Raw genomic sequence first — 16,939 nt, forward strand, 5'->3', positions numbered from 1 at the left:
TGCGGTCGAGTCTGGGCGTTTCAGGCATGGTCTGCCTCCGGCTCGGAGCGGTCGGGGGGTGCGCCGAGGTCGGGGTCTTCGAAAACGCGCTGGCGTGTGGTTTCGGCGTGTGCGGTGAGGTGCTCGGGCACGGGCCGGGCGTGGGGTTGCGGGCGGGTGGCGTCGACGGCGTGCACGCGCGCCGCGGTGACGCGCACAGTGTCCGCGAGGCTGCTGGCACCCTCGGCGAGGTTCTGCGCACGGCGGGCGGCCTCGGCGGCGGCGGCAAGCCCGGCGTAGCGGGTGGGTAGCGCCTCGTCGTACCAGCGGGCCCAGCTCTGGTGCCGGTCCTCGAGGTCGTGTACCCGGTCGCGGACGGCCTCGATGCGTCCGCGGGCGGAGGTGAGCCGGTCTCGTAGTTGGTCTACGGTGATGCTGGCGCGCAGCGCATCGGCGCGGGCCTCCTGGTGGCGGATCGCGGCCCCGGTCTGCAGGGGACCTGCGTGCCACCACCGCGGCTTCAATGCGTCGGCGTGCCGGCTCGCGGACGCAGCAGCGGTCTGCGCGGTAGCCAGGTCGACGCGAGCGTCGCGCAGGTGATTCTCGGCGCCGACGAGCTGAGTGTGAGCCGCGCGGAGCTGCCCGGCGACGTAGGCGGGAGCGTTCTGGTCGGCGTCGCGTTGCGCGGCGATGAGCGCGCGGAGCTGCCCGTCGGTGGCAGAGTGGATCTGCCCGGCGAGCGTGGCAACGCCGAGGACGGTCTGCGTGCGCTGCCATGCACCCCATCTACCGACGTCGCGGGTCGAGGGTTCGGGACCGCTCGGGTCGTCGCCGGTGATGCTGTAGCGATCACGGTAGGCAGCGACGACGGCGGCGCGACTGGTCCACTGGCGGCGCCGGGCCTGATCGTCGGGCCACGCTCCCAACGCGGTGGCCCAGGTGGGTTGTTCGGCGGCAGCCTGCTGGGCGAGGGCGTCGATTCGGGCGTCGCAGATGGCCGCGACCTGGCGCAGGGCATCACCGATGTCGGCGTCGACGGCGGGTACGCGCTGGGCGTAGGTGCCGGCCTGGGCGGGACTGAGCGCGACAGCCGGGTCGGGCTGCAAATCCTGGTATGCCTGATCAATGCGCCAGGCAAGCACCGCGGCGGTATCGCGCGCGCTGGCAAGTTCGCGTTCGGACACGACGGCCGCGAGCACCTGCGCGGGGTCGTAGCCGGCGGCGGCCAGGGCGTGCAGGCGGCCAGCAAGGGCGGGCATGGCGGGATCTGCGGCGAGGTTGTCAGCGACTCTTCGTCCGGCCACACCGCGCACGACAGCGGTGTACTGGTCGATGCTGGCGCGGGCGGTGAGGTCGTCGTAGATGGGCCCCCAGTGCCGCAGAGCGTCGGCGTCGGCCCACAGAGTTTGTTCCGTTTCGGTGGCGGAGCGGTCGATGCCGTCGTCGCGCAGGATCCCGGTGAGCACGGTGATCCCGGCGGTGGCCGGCGCCAGTGGGTGGGCTTCGGGGGGTTCGTCGGCAGTGACGACCGCAAGCTGGTTGAGGAGCCGGCCGCGGGTGGCCATGACGTAGAGCCGGGCGCGGGTGGTGGCCTGGTCGACGATGGCGCGGGCGACGTCGACGGTACGGCCCTGAGCGGAGTCGACTGTGGCGGCGTAGGCCAGCTGGACGTGCTCCGCGACGTACTCGGCAGGCAGCGCGGTCGTGGCGTGGCTGGTCGGGTTCTCGACGAGCAGGGCGCCGTCCGGGCCGAGTTCGAGGATGCGCCATTGGGTGCGGTTGGCGACGAACGCGTCGCCCGCTTGCAGGGTGCGGTTGTTGCGGCGGGTGACGATCAGGTCCCCGACACCGGCGTGGTTGCCGTCGCCGAGGGTGACAGTGGGCCCGGCCTGAACGATGCCGGCCCGGATGAGCAGGCGCCGGGCTTGGGTGGCGATGTCGGCGGCTTCGGCCTGGGTTTCGACGAGGATCAGGCTGCTGCGGCCTTGCAGCACGTCGGCCGACCAGCCGTCGAGGACGTGGTTGATGAGGTCGGCGCGGTGTCCAGCGATGATGCGGCCGCGGCGGTCGTACTCGGCGAGCACGGTGGTGTCGCCCGCGCGCAAGCGCAGGGAGGCCGGCCCTTCCCACGCGTCGGTAAACCGGCGAACCTCGCGCAGCTGCGTGGTGGTTCCGAGGGAGGCGAGGTAGCGGAACATGCCGCCGGGCCCGATCGCGGAGATCTGCGCGGGGTCACCGACCAGGATCAGCTTCCCCTTAACGGGTTCGAGGAGCTGGCTGAGGCGGACCAGGTCCAGCGTTGAGGCTTGCGACGCCTCGTCGATGATGACCCACTGACCTGGCTGGAAACCCCAGTCGGTTGGTGTGGTGCCTTCGGGCGGCATCGTCTGGGCGTGCAGCCACATCGCGATGTTCTCGGTCCGGATGCCGGGCTGGTCCCCGTCGCGGGTGGCAGCAGCGAGGACGAACGCGGCGTTCTGCCCGACCGTGAGGCCGAGCACCGGCACGCCGGCCTCGCGCGCGGCAACCCCAATGGCTCGCTGCAGATAGGTCTTTCCGGTGCCGGCCGGCCCGACGATGCCGGTGACCCGGCGGGTATCGCCGACGGCGAAGTGCAGCGCGGCGCGCTTCTCATCCGACAGGTCAAGCCGGTCAGCAACCGCATCAAGCAACCCCCGAGGTGCAGCCGTGGCGCCGCGGCCGGCGGCGAAGGCGACGAGCTCCTTCTCCGCGGCCAAGACCGGCTCGGTGGACAACTTCAGGTCGCGGTGCCGGCTGTAGATGCTCTGCCGATCGGAGCCGCGCACCAGCGTTTCGCCCCACTCCAGTAGCGCGGGCGGGGTCAGTACCCGGAGCCCGACGGCCCGGGTGCGGACGGCGTGGGCGGCGTAGCGCTGCACCTGCCGCCAATCGGAGCGGCGGTCCGAAGTCGGGCTGACGTGCAGCTGCCGGCCAATGGCCAGCTCGAGATGGTCGATGCTGAACACGGCGCGTTCGGCGCTGAGCTCGTCGACGGCGCGTTCGACGGCCAGGTGCGGCAGCCGGCGGATCGCGGCCGTGACGACCGGTTGCCGTTGTTCGTCGTGGTCCAGCGCGAGCCGGACGGCTGCAGCGTCCAAGTCCTCGACGCGGAGGCGCGCGCCGGCGCGGTGCCGTTGCGCGAGCCGGATGACCTGCCGGGACTGCTGGTCGATAGGGTCGAGCGTGCGGCCTGCGGCGATTCGGCGGACGTCGGCGGTGGTGTCGAATCCGGCCCGCTGGTCTTCGCGCCGCCACCGAGCGACGGCTTCGTCGGTCGATTCCGGGCCGGCCTTGGGGCGGCGGGTGCGTAGGGTGGCTTCTTGCGCGGAGCGCCGCCACCGTCCGATGGGGATCCGTTCGCGGCCGGTGCTGGTGTCGCTGTGGCGTTCGTCGAGCTCGTTCTCTACGGCGGTGCGTCGCTTGGAGTAATGCAGGATCGTGCGGGGGTCGAACCCGACGATTTCGCGTATCGGGGAGCCGGCGCGGGCGGCGAACCGTACGCCGAGGCGTCGGCCCAGTTGGTGTTCGACGGCGCGTTCGTAGGCGATGCGGGCGCTGATGGTGGCCTGGTAGAACGCTCTGCTGTCCAGTGCGAGCCACGTTGCGCGGCCGTCCCGGACGACGCGGACCTTGGAGCTGACGACGATGTGGGAGTGCAGCTGCGGGTCTTTCTCCCGCGACATGCGGTGGTCGAAGACCGCGGCGGCGAGGCCGTCGGTGTCGACCTGCGCGATGCCATTGGTGCCCAGCCGGGTGAACGCGCCGTGCGCTCGCAGGTGTTCCAGGGCGGCGCGGACGCCGTCGTGATGTGACGCCATCACCTCGCGCTTGACCTGCTTGTCGCCGAAGGCCCAAAGCAGGCTGACGCTTTTGACGGGCGAAACTGTGACGTCGAATCCGGCGACAGGGTGTCGTTCCGGGGCTGTCCAGATCCGTAGCCAGACCTGGGCGATCTGCTCGTAGGTGGCGTCGGCGGGTAGTGCTTTCCACGCATTCTCGACGGCTGCTTGGCGGGCGTCGTCGTCGAGTGCCTGGAATTTGCGCCAGAGGCGGCCAAGCTGTTCGCCGGTGTCCGGGTGCCGACCTTCGCCGATGAGGTTTTGCAGCTGCTTCTCGGCGACCTGTCCGTGGACGCCGAACAGGAATTGGCTTTGGCCGGCCCACCAGCCGGGCGCCTCACCGTGCGCGTTCGGATCGGCGTGGTAGGCCACCACTGCGCTGGGCGCGGCGGGCCGGAAGTCATGCCGGCCGGTGGCCACCTGCTGCGTCAAGTAGGCGATCCCGGCCCCTGGGGAGATGCGGGTTACCGAGAGCATGCCGCCGAGCGTAGGCACCCGCGCAGCGCCTTTTCGACATTGGAATGCCAGGGGGTGTGCTAGTTCTGAGAAGGGGTTAGGGGGGTGACCTGATATCTGTGCTGATGAGAGATGGTGTGAGCAATGTTGAACGATTGGGTGACCATTTACAACTAACATTCAACGATTGCTAGGTGTGGAGGTCTGGCCTTTGAAATAGGTAACGTGGTTGCTATGGCTAGCAAGGGAACGAACAAAGCTATTGAGGCGCTGCAGCGGCGGCATGAGGCGGAACGTGCCGCGTTGAAAGCGGCGACGGATGCGGGGGCGGCTGTCCGCTTGGCGCAGGAGCGGCGCGCGGCGGAGCTCGCGCGACTCGATGAGGTGGTGGCGGATGCGGAGCGCGGCGTGGATGTGGCGTTGGCGGTGCTGGCGTCGCTGATGGCACCGGATATTGCTGCGGTCCTGACGGAGGAGACACCGGCGCGGGTGCGGCTGGGTCAGCAGCGAGCATCGGTTGACGACGTCAGTGCGCGGGTGGGCGAGCTGACCGACGGTGCTCCGGTGGTGCGGCGCCGGGGCCGTCCCCGTGGGAGCGGGCGGCCCGCGTCAGGTGCTGATTCGGCCGGGGTGACTAGGTCGGTTGGCGGCGAGGGCGCGTCAGGGGCGGTGACGGTGGCGGCGAGTCCGGCAGTGTCGGCAGGTGCGCCGCCTAGCGATGGAAGATGAGGGCGAGTATGAGCAGGGCGGCGGTGAGGGCGAGCCCGGCTCCCACGACGGCGACGATGGGGCCGATCCGGGCGACGCGGCGTCTCCACTTGTCGTCATTGATCAGCGGCATTGCGTCTCCTGTGTGGATGCGTCAGTGAAGACTAGGCCGTAGCGTCCGCAGATCGCTTCGATCCGCTGGGCCGTGGCGGGGTGGTCGCGTTGGTCCGGGCCGGTGAATGGTTCGATGTCGGCAGCGAGTGCAGCGAACTCGTCGATGCCGAGAGTTGTCATGAGAGCGGGATCGCTGGGCATGGTGGGCTCCGTCTCGGCGGTGGTCGTGGTGTTGAGGCGACGCGCGGAGAGGGTTAGGCTTGTCGCGGCCTTTCTACCGGCGTTATGCGTCGGTGTGTTGGTCAGCGTTGGCCGGCGGACTTGCCCGTACACCTCTTCGGAGGTGTCCCCGAGAGGGGCCGTCGGCCTCTCAATTTTCGGCTCGCTGCGGTGGTGGTACGGCCGTGGGCGGGCGGCGCGGCAGGCCGTGTCGGCGGGCTCGATGCGCGTCGGCGCGGTATACGCGTAGCGACGTTGCCTGCGCGGGCAGGTGTTCGCTTAATGCGGTGATGCCCGGGGACCGTGGCGGTCCCCGGGCATCGGTGCGTTTAGAACGGGCAGGGGAACGCGTCAGTGTTGGCCGCTGGGGTTGCCGCTGCGTACAGGATGCCGAGAACGGCGGGGGCCTCGCAGATCCCCTCCCGCTTCGCGTCGGCGGTGAGGGTGGCGCTCATGTCGTCGGGCACCTTGGCGTACATGCTTGCCAGGTCGATCGCGGCGGCCGGGTCGGTGACTGCACGGAAGTCCGTGCCGATCTCGAAGGTGGGCGCGTCGAACTCGTTGTCGTCGGCGGTGAGGTAGACGTGCGTGAAGAATGATCCGAGCGGGCGGTCCCATCCAACGATGACGCAGGAGACGGTGTCCGCGTCGAGCGGGGTGAGGTCGTGACGGCTCACGATGTGGCTTCCTTCTGTTGTTGTGTTGATCAGCGTCGCCAGGGTTTGCCCTCCCTGGCTAAGTTCCATCTTACACCATTTATCGACTTATATCGATAAACGACAAGTGGTTCTCGAACCTTTTGACACTTTCTTTTGGCGCGCCGAAAAAGTGTTGTTGCAGCTAGCGGCGATGGTTTCGCTCTTCGGCATTTTTTCGGCCGCAGGCGGCGAGCTTGCTCGCCCGGTTGTGGCCGACGGGAGCCAAATTCGGTGCGGGGGTTTCGAGTAAAAGATTGTGCGGGGTTTGCATAATGTTTTAGGAGCCCGTAGCGGATTTGGTGGACGGCGGGCGCAACCTACACTCGTGGCGCAGCCAGTGGCCGAAAGGATGCTTTCAAAAGCAGCGCGGCCGCAGGCCGCTTCCGGTCTACCGGGCCGTCAAGGCCCGGCCGGGTTGAGCGCAGCCGCGGCAGCCAGTTCGAGCGTGCGCCCGGTTGCCGGCCGGCACGGGGGAGGAGCCGAAGCTCCTGCCCCCACCGTCGATCAGCGGTGACCGTAGTTCACAACCGTGCGGTACTCGCGGGCGTCGCTCGGGCTGGCCGGGTCGAAGACCTCCTTCTCGCCGGCCAGGACGAAGCGGCGGTGGTGACGGGTGACACGGGCGTCGCGGCGCTGACGGCGGTCGGCGTAGGGCAGGTCCTGGTACATGGCGTCGCCTCCTGGCGGGCAGATCGAGGTGGGGCGGCTGACGGCGAGGAGCCGGGCTGTCGCGCTGACGAGCCGGGGTGGGATCGGCGCGGCCTGCCGGTGGCAAGCCGGTCGTCGGTCAAGAGATCTTGGAAGCGCAGCGTCCACAGCGTTGGTGGGTATGGTCCGCTGCGCTTCCAGGATGTTTTGCCGGGCTTGCCGCCGCCGGATGAGTCGGTCATCGCTTCGGGCTGGCAGACGCGGCCCGGTTCCACACCGGCTGACCGCATCGAGATCCCGTCAGGTGGCAGCCATGATCAGGGCGGTCCTTCGCCTGCCGGCAGTGTCGCGTCCGCGTCACCCCCACCACCGGTGCTCGGGGGGCCAGAAGGAGCCGGCTGACGTGTCCGGCAGACCGGGCGACCGGCGACATATTGCACGGCCGGGCTGGCATATGGCGGAGAGCTGGCTTCTCACCTGCCGGTGCGCGGGTCTTAGCTCGGCGGGCGGCCGTGCGGTGCTGGCCGTGCCGCAGGGTCAGCCGATGTGGCCGCGTTGGTTTGCTCGGCGGCGCAGCTCGCGTAGCGGTAGCGGATAGCTGATACCAGCGCACCGCTCCCGGAGGATGGCGACGTCGCCGAGCTGTTGTCGGCGTACGGCTAAGAGTGCAGAGCCGCGTACGCCATCGAGTACACAGCGGCATCGACGCCAGCAAGTTCAGTTGCGATGAGCTGGCGGTCGGGCGACCGCCAGCGCACGGGATCACCAACTACAGATCGTGACGTTCGCCGGTGCAGGGCCGCATCCGGATCTGCCGATGGGAACGCATGTGATCATGGCGGACCGACCGAGCGTCATTGGGTGGCGAAGCCGGCCAGGATGACCTCGACGGCACGATCGATTACGGCTGCCGGGACTGGCGTCGCTGGGGTGGTGTGGGCTAGGCCGCGAATCAGCAGGTAGAGCTCTTCGACACCGACGTCCGGACCGACGCTGCCGGTGGGCCTGGGCGCGGTGCAGTGCCCCGCTGTGTGCCAGCCGGCCCGCACGGCGCCGCCGCCCGGCCGGTGAAGCGACGGACGGCGGCGCGGTGGCCCTTGGGGTGGCCCGGCCGGTGGAAGAAGCGGCGGGGTGGCGATGGTTAGCCCGGCCGGTCGTCTCCGTGGGGCGGCGGAGCGGGATTACGGACGGATCTTGGCCAGCACCGCCCGGGCGTAGGCGTCCTGGCCCTGGGCGTTGGGGTGGAAACTGACCTGCTTGGCCCGCGGTGGGACGGTGAAGGTGAGCTCGGCGCCGTTGAACCAACGGGAGCCGCTGCACAGGCGGTGATCGGTGAACTGGGCGCTGGAGTCGGCGTAGTCGATAGTGACGGTGGAGCGGGCGCGCTTGAGGGCGGCGTTGGCGTCGCGGATGCTGGAGCGGATGTAGGCGTCGGCGGCGTCGGCGAGGTCGTTGAGCCATTGGGCGTCTGCGTAGCTGATGTAGACGCCGACGCCGCCGAGGCCGGTGCCGACCTTGCAGTTGACGCCGAAGGTGCGGTAGCCGAGGCGGGACGTTGCGAACATGCGGGGATAGCTGGCAACGACGAGCTGGCCGCCGGCGGCCATCTTGTTGGCGACGTCGAAGTAGACCTGGGCGAGCTGCTTCGTGGCGCCCGCGCCGAGGCTAGGCACCGGGATGCCGGTCCGGAAGCGGTCCATGCCCTCCTGCGCCAGGCGGTAGCCGGCGCTGCCCTTGTGGCGACAGCCGTGGTCGGACTGGTTGTTGGCGACGTCAATGACGCAGGCCCGGATAATCTTGGCGTAGTTGCCGTCGTTGCCGCCAATGGAGAGCGTGGCGCGGTAGGTGTGGCGGTCGACGTAGGACAGCTGAGCCGGCTCGGCCGTGCCGGTCACGGCGCTGTAAGTCTTGTTCAGGCCGTACAGGTTGTCGACCACCGCGCCCGAGCAGGCCACAAAGTCCCAGCTGTCGACGGTCGGGCCGACCAGCTTGGCCGCGACGTCGTGGGCCCACGACGTGCTGGAGCGGTGGCAGCCGGTGGTAGAGCCGGGGACCTTCGGGTCGGGGTAGGTGGTGCCGCCGAACTCGGACTCCTCGGCGCCCTCACCGGAGGCGAAAGAGTCGCCGAGCGCGACGTAGGTGCGCGGGGCGGGGCCAGTAGGTGTCTCGCCCGGTGTCGGTGTTGGTGTAGGCGTTGCCGTCGGAGTGGGGTTCGTGCTGGGCGTGGGCGTCGTCTCGCCGGCCGTGAACGTCAGCTTGACCGTGTACGTGAAATGCGACGGGTTCGCCGCCCGGGTGAAGACCCAGGTGGTGCCACTAGGACGCTGCAAGGCGAAGTAGCTGTCCCCGGAGAGCTGGACCGCCCCGTCGTTCTCGCCGAGTGTGAAGTCGAAGACCGACCCGGCGTTGCGCACCGGGGTCGTGTAGGTCTGCGCGGCGCAGTATCCGGTATCGCACAAGTAAAGCGAGTCGTCGGACCCGCTCGTGAACATGATCCACCGCGGGTCGTAGTCCCCCGCCGGCGTGGTCGTCACCTCGACAGTGAGCGTCCCGGTTCCTGGCATCGTCATGGTGTCGACGTTGGCCGCCGAGGCCGGCGCGGCCAGAGCCACCCCAGCCAGGATCGTGGCAGCCGCCACGACCACCGCCAACAGATATCGAACGCGCTTCGAGGACGGCGCCACGGCAGCTCTCCTGTCCGGTAATCGTCAGATGCCACCCCTAGTCGATAACAACACCGCGGATCTTCGCCATCGGACGACGGCCCGGCCCGGCCGCCCAGCCGGCCGAGCGCAGGACATCGAATCACCCGACGCGGACATCACCCGCCGCCGTCGCCGCAACGATCGGCCGACCCCGAAGGCGTTACGCGGTCCGACCGGCGGCTGCCGTGCAGCCGCCGGCAATCAACCGAACCAGCTCTGACTAGGCGTGCTCTTCGGGCCGTCTTCGTTGTTCCGCCATGCGTCGGACCTGTATGCGCTCGGTGGCAGCCACCAGAGAGCAACCTGACGGCCCACGAGGATCATGGCTCGTATGACGGCTAAGGGTCTCGAACAACCCTTCAACGCACCACGTGGCTCGCTCATCATCATCTGTGGGCTACTGGGCCGTCGAGCTGCTAACGCTCGCTCATGCCGCACCGCGTTCGGAGGTCTCTTGGCGGCCGTCTCGCTAGGTACGGCCGGTGGCCGCGGCGGACGCGCGGTTATAGCCGCGATCCGCGCGACAGCCCACGTCCATCGACTACTCAGCGTGAGTAGCGGACGTGGGTCGTTGGGCCGTCCGCCGTAGAGGCGTGCCGAGTGCTCCCCTCCCGGGCCTCTGCAAATTTGGCGTACCTGGCTCTGCAACGGAACCCGTACGCCGACAGCTGTTGACGCAGCTTCTCCTCCTCGGCCTCGGCGCGGGCATATCGCTGGGGCGCCACGTGCAGGAGGTGAAGCCATTGGCGCTGCCCGGCGCGCACGCAGCCACCGAAGCAGTTGAGCCGTTCTCCAGAATCCGGCTGTCTCATGAGCCATTGGGGTGGAGCCGTTGCAGCGATTGATGTAGCCCATCAGAGTCCTGGCTGGTGACCTCGGGGATCCGGCCGCTCGGTTTGGCTCAACGAGCGGTGTGCGAATGCCGGATGAGGCACGATTTGGTCATGACAGGAACACCTCAGCCGGCACCGGCACCCACACCGGCGGAAGTCATGCGGACGATCCTTGCAGCAGAACCGCCGCCTCCCGAGCGGTTGATCTACCTGCAGACGATCGCTGCTGGGGCGCCGGAGTGGGTGTTGAGCAGCGTGATCGAGGCCGCTATTCCCTGTAGTGGAGATGAACTCGGAGGCTTCAGCACACAGGCCGTTAGGTGGGCGGATAGGAATAGCGGTGGCGAGCCTTGTCCGTGGGGAATTGACCCGACACCTGGTGGTCCAACGCGAGCAAGGTATCGCATGACCAGCGACGTTGCTGCCGAGGTTCCGTAGGGTCCGGAGCGTTGTGGGCTCGCCCGTCGAATCGTCAGAAGGGCTGTTCGCTCGGCCTAGAGTCGACGTCGTTCGTGAACGGTTCCCAACGGCGTGCTCGTCGAGGTACGCCGTGATGCGGGCGGTTGCCTGCTCGCGGAGGTGCGTGGTCCACCGGCATGCGGTGCTGGACGTCCCGCCAGGTTTTCGCAGGATTGGTAGGCCAGAGAGACCGTGGCTGCGGCGACGACCTCCGGGTCGACCTGGCCGGGGTAGGGCTGGAAGTGGTAGGTGTCGACGTGCCCGTCGCGGAAGTCGATCGGGCCGGGCCGGTCGCCGTCGCGATCGTGCGGATAGCGGTAGGCGACGCTGGCGAGGTCCTCCTTCCACAGCATCTGGCCGGTCCTATCGGCCTCGCCTGGTGGGGTTATCTCCCACGCGATGGCGGCGGTCAGTAGCAGGTCGAGGTGGTCACGACTGACGATCCAGGCGCTCATCGGCGATCCTTTCGTTCTGGGTGAGGCGCAGCTCGATGACCGCGAGATCTGTCTTCGCGCGGCGCACGAGACGTGGTGGGCTGCGATTTCGGCGTCCTGGTGGTGGAATGCATCGGGGCGTTGCCCGGCCGGGTGTGAACCGGCCGGGCAACCGGCGATCACTACGGCCGCAGGGTGGGGGTGGCCAGCTCGGTGGTGTCGGTTGCGACGGTGAAGCCGGTCGTGATCCCGGCGCGCAGGGCATAGGCCATGCCGGCTTCGTCAGCGGTCTGGTCCTTCAGCTGCTCGTCGGTAACGGTGAAGGTGACCGTGTACGTGGTTACCGGAAGTGGGACCTCGTCCAGCGCGTAGGTGTCGATGAGCTCGCGGTACAGGCGGCGGTACTCGTCCCAGTCATAGCCGAGCTCGCAGGCTTTCTTGATCGCCCTCTTTAGGCGGGCCTTCGTGACGAACGGGTCGACGCCCTCGGCCGCGGTGAACCGCTCGGCGACGGCATCCTGGGGGCTACAGAGTTCGCAGGACGGGTCGCCGCATCCGCCGTCGGACGTGGAGCGGACCGGCTTAAGTGACAGCCCGTCGTTCAAGGCCTGCTTGGTGATGTTCTCGGCGGTCGAGCACCAGCCGTTGTCGCGGGCGTGTCGGCGGATACTGGCCAGGACATCGGACAGGTAGACCGACCCCTCCGGGGCGGCCGGCCGCCCCTGACCGGCGGGGGTCTGCTCGGCCGGGGTGGCGGCCACCGTCTGGTCGATGACGTTCTCAGTCATGCTGAGTGCCTCCATCAGGCTAAATCTGATGCGGCCCGCCCTGCGGATCGAGTGCTCCCGGCGCCGGGGGCCGCGCTGACGGGACCGGTCAGAGCCCGCACATGGGCCGAGGGGTGCAAGCCCCGATCGAGTCAGAAGATCTTGGCGTCGAGCAACGCGAGACGGTGTGGGCCAAGATGTTCTGCCGGGGCTTGCGGCCCTGGCCTGGGTGGGCTGACCTCGGGTCCCCCAGCGAGCGGCTCCAGACGCCCCCGGAGGTTCGCTTGCTGGGTGTGCGCGATGTGCAGCCCTCGAGGCTGCTGCTGCCTGGACGACGGGGCAGAGGGTCGGGCAGCCGATATTGCCCGCCCGCCGGTGTCAAGGCTCCTCCGGCAAGCGACGTGGTGTCGTGGGACAGTGAGCGCGGTCATCGCGTTGTCCGCCTGTGGCCCGGGCAGTCACGGCTGAAGCGCCGCGGGCAGGCGCGCCGCGGGCGGGGGCGCTCCGTTGGCCCGGTGGGGTGCGCCAGCGCACCCCACCGGAACTGTGGGAGATCAGTGCAGCGAGAGCAGGGCGAGCAGCGGCGTCTTCTCGAGCACGGCCAGCGCGGCGACGTGCGCGGCCAGGAGACCGGAGATGTGCACCACCGGGTGGCTCAAGCGGCGGGCCGCGGTACGCAGCGGACCGCTGGCGGTTGCAGTCTGCTCGGTGGTGGTGACGTCGGTGTTGTCGTTCATGGCGCTGCCTTCCGGAGTGCGGATGGGCGGCGTCGCCGGTTCGCACCGGGGCTGCCGCGCTGACAGGACCTGGGGGACCGGCGCGGCGGCGGCTGGCAAGCCAGCTGTTGGGCGAAAGATCTTGGAAGCGCAGCATGGGAGGCGTGCCGGGAAGATCAGTGCTGCGCTTCCAAGATGTTTTGACGGCTTGTCTGACCGCTGATCGGGTCGGTCATCACTGAGGACTGGCGAACGCGGTGGCCCGGGGTTGCCACCGCGTTCGCCGGCCAGTAAGTCCGGAGTCAGGGGGTCGGCGGCACGCCGGTGACCAGCTGAGCAGTGCTTCGGCGCTGCGCCGGGCGCGCCTTTCGCGGCCGTCGCCTGTCCTGAGGTTGAACCGAGGGATAAGCGGCTGTGTGCTGCCGCATGAGCCTCGCCACGGTGACGTCGGCATAGGTGGACGGTCGCACCTACGCCGGGCTGGCCGGGCAGCTCCCGGAGTCAATGGGAACGGTCGGCCGTGTCGCGAGGGCCCATCAGGTGCCGTCGGTGGGCACCGGGTCGTCGATGGGATGTCCTGGCCATCGGGCGGCGTCGGGCAACGTCGCTGATTCGAGGTCACTGTCGGACTCGTCGTCGAACCAGGAACAGGACGGGTAGATGTGTTCGGTGCCCAGCTCGGCGTAGACGGCGCCCTCGGTCGGCGTTGCGGGACGGCTGCTCGCCGCCATCCCGGACTGCAAGCAGCCTGACCCCTATCGCAGTGCGATCGTCACGTAATGCGTCTCGCCGTCGTCCAAACGCACACCGAGCCGCCAGTAGAACCCTGCCTGTTCCTTGTCGGTCCTCCAGTTGTACTGCCACCGTCCGTCGGTGGACCGGTAACTCGTACCCGAGTCGGTCGGAACGCTGTAGATCGTTTCGTCCACCGGCAGGGTCATGGCGGAGCCCCTGACGGGAGTCAGCCAGATCGGAGGGGTGACCGGCTGCACAACCGCCCCTGCGACATCGGTCAGGGAGAACTTCGCCGGCACCACGGAACCCGCTCGGAAGACGCTGACGCCGGCTCCGGCATCCCCCTCGGGGTCGTCGATCGGTTGCAGGTAGCCGCTCCACGGGTAGACGACCTTGTAGCGAACCGTCATGGTGCTCTGGTTGCCGAGCCGGTCCGTGGCCGTGGCGGTGACGACGAACGTACCGACACCGTTGGCATTGCCGCCGTTCACGCTGACCCGGCAGTCGCCTGCGGTTCCCACGCCGGCATCTGTAGCGGAACACGTCGGAACGGGCGGGGCTTCACCGAGGAGGTACTTGTGACCATCCTCGACTCCGAGCACGGCGATCTCCGGGCCCACGGTGTCGATGCCCACCTCGACAGAGGCGGTCGAACAGTTCCCGGCGATGTCGCAGACGGAGCCGGATGAGATCGAACGCGACGAGGAAACAGTGGTCGGCGGGGGCACGTTCGCCTCAGACACTCCTGATCCGCCCTCGTTATCCTTCACGTTCCACGTCACCGTCACCGGCGCGGCGAACCAGTCAGTGTTCCCAACGTGGAGAGGTTCGGCGGTGAAGGAGGCAGTCACCGTCGGCGGAGTCTCATCTTTCGGCAGGTCCACCGGGTCGGACGGCGGGGACGATCCGATGCCGTTGATTGCGACGACGGTGAAGGAGTAGTCGACCGTCGCGGTGAGTCCCGTGATGGTGCAGGAGAGAGCGCCCTCGGTGGTGCAGAAACGGCCACCGGGTTCGGCAGTGGCTCGGTAGCCGACGATCGGCAGATCCGACGCCGCCGCCAACCAGTGCAGCGTCACCGAGGTGCCATCCGACGCGTCACGCTCGACCTCGAGGTCGGTGACCGGAGCGGGCGGCGTACCAGGAGTCACCGGACCCGTCACACCGCCGGAGCCGCTCTGCCCGCCCGGCGTCGGCGTAGGACTCACACCAACGGCATTTCGAGCCGTCACCGTGAACGTGTAGTGGACGCCGTTGGTGAGACCGGTGACGGTGCAGGACAGCGCATCGGCGCTGTCGGTCGAGCAGGATTGCCCGCCGGGATCGGCCGTGACGGTGTAGCCGAGAATGGGGCTGCCCCCGTCGGCCGGCTTGAGCCAGGTGAGTGTGGCGCTGTGGTTTCCCGGTGTCACAGAGGTGACTGTCGGCGCGGCCGGCACATCAGCGGCTGGTGTCGGCGGCGCTCCGAAGCGGAAATTGTGCACGGCCCCGTCGGCCATGGCGAAGGAGAAGTAGCCGGGCTCCTCGCCGGAGTTCATATTGACGCCAGGGGGATAGATGCACACCGACATTCCCCCGTCCTCCACCCCTCGAACGGTCAGGTCACCCTTGTCATCCGTGTAACGGCCGAAACTGATCGTCCTGAGAATCCACCGGTAGGCGCCTGAGTCGCGGTAAACACCCGAACCGTAGAAGCCCGGCTCGCATCCGACGAAAGCGCCATACATCGGTTTGCCGTCGACGTCCGTGACATGAAGCGTGCCGGTGACCGTGCGCGGGAGCGTGACATCGATCGTGGGATTCTCCGTGCCGAATCCCGGATAGCCGCCGACCTGAGCCGTGAGGTACGTGGCGCCGGGGCCTGGCAACGGGGCGAGCGCCCGAAGGGCACACGCGGTGCAATCGCGGGTGATGGAGAACGAGCCGTCCTCCCCGGTCACTTCGTAGTCGGTGTACTCCCAGGGGAAGAACGGGAGCCGCGTGATCTCCTGGAGAATGACCTGGGCGCCTGCCACCGGATCCCCGTCGGCGTTCCGCACGGTACCGCTGATCGTCACCGAGACGGCGGCTGTCGACGCCTTCGCGGGCATGCAAAACGTCGCCAGCAAGGCAGCGATGGCAAGCAGGATGAACCGAAATCGACGAAACAGAAGCCGGCGACTGCCCGACGGTGATCTCATGGCTTCCCCTTCGGTGCGCGCGCTGCTGTTATGGTTCAGAACGGTACGTCTCTACCGCCTACTATTGCGACGAAACACCCGCGCAGAGCGGATTCCCCGAGAGAACCAGACAGTTTTCAGCGGGCAGCGGCATTCGGCCGACCCTGAATGGATTACCGTGCCCCCGTAAGAACCCACTCGGTCCTCCGGATCAGGGCTTGAAGCGGACGGCACCCGGAGCGCAGAACATTGATCCTGCCAGCACCGGTTCGCCTTTGAGGGACAGGCCGTCAAGGAGCGCCCTACCGCGCAACGGCTCACCAAGGTCAACCTGGCCAGCGACCTGATCGTTGCCTTGGCAATGTCCGTACTCGTTCGGCTTGGCAGCGACCGTGAACGTCACGATCACTTCGGCCGGAGCTAGTGCAATCCGCCTGGTGTGGCGGCAAGGTCACCGTGGCGGTCAGCGGCCGGGCAGCGCGCCCCTTCCCCGCCGCCTGCACGGTGAGGCACTGACGTTTCAGCCGGCCTCGTCCGACGCCGAGGCCGGCGAACTGGTGACCGCGCACGGTGCGGGCCAGGGCGGACACGTGCTGCAGCACCTCGTCGGGCGGTAGGTCCAGGGCGGCGTAGGGGCGCACGGCGGTGCGGATCTGCCCCATGACGGCCGCGCAGCCACGCCGCGGCCCATGACGTCGCCCATCACGAACGCGGTACGACGCCCGGGCAAGCCGATGACATCGAGTCAGTCCCCGCCGGCTTCGGAACGTATCGTGTTGGCAAAGGTGCCGGCGAAAGGGAAGCTGCGTGGGAGAATGGGTGCTATGCCACCTACCGCGGCCGATTACGAATGGTTCACGCAGAGCGAAGATCGTGAAATAGTAGAAAACTACTGCTTCACATTCATGAAAGGATTATCGGCAGAGGAGCTAGTAGATCGCATCGGCGGGACAATCGAGCAGGAACTGCGAGGATTCGAGCAGATCTGGGAAGCATCAATGGAGGCAGAGGCGCCCGTCCTTGCGATCACCTCTATCGGTGAATGGGTCATGATGGTGGAGTGGCACACGCTGATTGGCGGCTCCAAGTCCACCGCAGTACCCCTATCCGCAAATGCAGTGCTCATCTCACACTTCAAGAGTGTGGATCTTGACACCTCCTTTTCTTATATCGTAGATCGAGACCTGCAACTCTCATTTTCCCCGACAAACCCGACGATGAGAAATGGCAGTCGGGTAGACGACTTGACCAGTGCAATGGACTCAGCCGGCTTCAGCCTAAGCGACGAGTCCGAGGCCGCAATGGCGGTTTACTCTGAAGGCGCCGCCTTCGCGCTGGCCGAATTGCTGTCTGGAGTTCACCTATCCGCCGAGCTACTCGACAATTCAACTTTTAAGTATGTACTCGTTCCGGATGCATGAGACGGCCCTGGTGATTCGGGTCGCGGGT

Annotated in this window: 14 protein-coding genes; 3 read left to right on the plus strand and 11 right to left on the minus strand. The window is 67.9% G+C overall.

Annotation, left to right across the window (positions count from 1 at the left end; all coding sequences use genetic code 11):
* Positions 1–20: 20 nt before the first annotated feature.
* Positions 21–4,316 (minus strand): MobF family relaxase, encoded by a 4,296-nt coding sequence (gene mobF / locus ACIBO8_RS10135; RefSeq protein ID WP_396114817.1) that lies wholly within the window; start codon positions 4,314–4,316, stop codon positions 21–23.
* Between the two features lie 213 nt (positions 4,317–4,529).
* On the opposite strand from mobF, the gene ACIBO8_RS10140 reads away from it, so the two are divergent.
* Positions 4,530–5,024 carry a hypothetical protein gene (locus ACIBO8_RS10140; protein WP_396114818.1) on the plus strand — a complete coding sequence of 165 codons (495 nt, stop codon included), beginning with the start codon at positions 4,530–4,532 and terminating at the stop codon, positions 5,022–5,024.
* Here the strand turns inward: ACIBO8_RS10140 and ACIBO8_RS10145 are convergent.
* The 10 genes from ACIBO8_RS10145 to ACIBO8_RS10190 all read right to left on the minus strand — a co-directional run bounded on the left by ACIBO8_RS10145 (position 5,008) and on the right by ACIBO8_RS10190 (position 15,511).
* Positions 5,008–5,136 (minus strand): hypothetical protein, encoded by a 129-nt coding sequence (locus ACIBO8_RS10145; protein ID WP_396114819.1) that lies wholly within the window; start codon positions 5,134–5,136, stop codon positions 5,008–5,010. The two genes, ACIBO8_RS10140 and ACIBO8_RS10145, sit on opposite strands and share 17 nt — an antisense overlap.
* Complete coding sequence (locus ACIBO8_RS10150; protein WP_396114820.1) at positions 5,127–5,318, minus strand: hypothetical protein; 192 nt, start codon at positions 5,316–5,318, stop codon at positions 5,127–5,129. The genes ACIBO8_RS10145 and ACIBO8_RS10150 overlap by 10 nt, the downstream gene beginning before the upstream one ends.
* Before the next feature lie 347 nt (positions 5,319–5,665).
* Complete coding sequence (locus tag ACIBO8_RS10155) at positions 5,666–6,013, minus strand: hypothetical protein (RefSeq protein ID WP_396114821.1); 348 nt, start codon at positions 6,011–6,013, stop codon at positions 5,666–5,668.
* A 525-nt stretch (positions 6,014–6,538) separates the two neighbouring features.
* Complete coding sequence (locus ACIBO8_RS10160) at positions 6,539–6,703, minus strand: hypothetical protein (RefSeq protein WP_396114822.1); 165 nt, start codon at positions 6,701–6,703, stop codon at positions 6,539–6,541.
* Positions 6,704–7,863: 1,160 nt separating this feature from the next.
* On the minus strand, positions 7,864–9,366 hold the full coding sequence (locus ACIBO8_RS10165) for an SGNH/GDSL hydrolase family protein (protein WP_396114823.1): 1,503 nt from the start codon (positions 9,364–9,366) through the stop codon (positions 7,864–7,866).
* Between the two features lie 1,348 nt (positions 9,367–10,714).
* Positions 10,715–11,134, minus strand: a complete 420-nt coding sequence (locus tag ACIBO8_RS10170; protein ID WP_396114824.1) for a hypothetical protein — start codon at positions 11,132–11,134, stop codon at positions 10,715–10,717.
* A 161-nt stretch (positions 11,135–11,295) separates the two neighbouring features.
* Positions 11,296–11,901: a hypothetical protein gene (locus ACIBO8_RS10175; RefSeq protein ID WP_396114825.1), complete on the minus strand. Its 606-nt coding sequence runs from the start codon at positions 11,899–11,901 to the stop codon at positions 11,296–11,298.
* Between the two features lie 533 nt (positions 11,902–12,434).
* Complete coding sequence (locus ACIBO8_RS10180) at positions 12,435–12,617, minus strand: hypothetical protein (protein ID WP_396114826.1); 183 nt, start codon at positions 12,615–12,617, stop codon at positions 12,435–12,437.
* Between the two features lie 515 nt (positions 12,618–13,132).
* Complete coding sequence (locus tag ACIBO8_RS10185; protein ID WP_396114827.1) at positions 13,133–13,327, minus strand: hypothetical protein; 195 nt, start codon at positions 13,325–13,327, stop codon at positions 13,133–13,135.
* Between the two features lie 24 nt (positions 13,328–13,351).
* Positions 13,352–15,511 (minus strand): PxKF domain-containing protein, encoded by a 2,160-nt coding sequence (locus ACIBO8_RS10190; RefSeq protein WP_396114828.1) that lies wholly within the window; start codon positions 15,509–15,511, stop codon positions 13,352–13,354.
* 371 nt (positions 15,512–15,882) lie between these two features.
* Between ACIBO8_RS10190 and ACIBO8_RS10195 the strand changes: the two genes are divergently transcribed.
* Together ACIBO8_RS10195 and ACIBO8_RS10200 are read left to right on the plus strand one after the other, a co-directional pair.
* A complete protein-coding gene (locus ACIBO8_RS10195; RefSeq protein ID WP_396114829.1) occupies positions 15,883–16,107 on the plus strand; it encodes a hypothetical protein in 225 nt (74 codons plus the stop codon).
* Positions 16,108–16,263: 156 nt separating this feature from the next.
* The gene (locus ACIBO8_RS10200) at positions 16,264–16,911 is read left to right on the plus strand and encodes a DUF6461 domain-containing protein (protein WP_396114830.1); all 648 of its coding nucleotides are present in this window, start codon (positions 16,264–16,266) and stop codon (positions 16,909–16,911) included.
* Positions 16,912–16,939 lie beyond the last annotated feature (28 nt).

Source organism: Actinoplanes sp. NPDC049681, assembly GCF_044465265.1.
In the GTDB taxonomy this organism is placed as follows: domain Bacteria; phylum Actinomycetota; class Actinomycetes; order Mycobacteriales; family Micromonosporaceae; genus Actinoplanes.

Bases quoted from the DNA above. Each gene is read 5' to 3' on its own strand.
- mobF (WP_396114817.1), bottom strand. From the start codon at position 4,316: ATGCTCTCGGTAACCCGCATCTCCCCAGGGGCCGGGATCGCCTACTTG.
- ACIBO8_RS10140 (WP_396114818.1), top strand. From the start codon at position 4,530: ATGGCTAGCAAGGGAACGAACAAAGCTATTGAGGCGCTGCAGCGGCGG.
- ACIBO8_RS10145 (WP_396114819.1), bottom strand. From the start codon at position 5,136: ATGCCGCTGATCAATGACGACAAGTGGAGACGCCGCGTCGCCCGGATC.
- ACIBO8_RS10150 (WP_396114820.1), bottom strand. From the start codon at position 5,318: ATGCCCAGCGATCCCGCTCTCATGACAACTCTCGGCATCGACGAGTTC.
- ACIBO8_RS10160 (WP_396114822.1), bottom strand. From the start codon at position 6,703: ATGTACCAGGACCTGCCCTACGCCGACCGCCGTCAGCGCCGCGACGCC.
- ACIBO8_RS10170 (WP_396114824.1), bottom strand. From the start codon at position 11,134: ATGAGCGCCTGGATCGTCAGTCGTGACCACCTCGACCTGCTACTGACC.
- ACIBO8_RS10175 (WP_396114825.1), bottom strand. From the start codon at position 11,901: ATGACTGAGAACGTCATCGACCAGACGGTGGCCGCCACCCCGGCCGAG.
- ACIBO8_RS10180 (WP_396114826.1), bottom strand. From the start codon at position 12,617: ATGAACGACAACACCGACGTCACCACCACCGAGCAGACTGCAACCGCC.
- ACIBO8_RS10185 (WP_396114827.1), bottom strand. From the start codon at position 13,327: ATGGCGGCGAGCAGCCGTCCCGCAACGCCGACCGAGGGCGCCGTCTAC.
- ACIBO8_RS10190 (WP_396114828.1), bottom strand. From the start codon at position 15,511: ATGAGATCACCGTCGGGCAGTCGCCGGCTTCTGTTTCGTCGATTTCGG.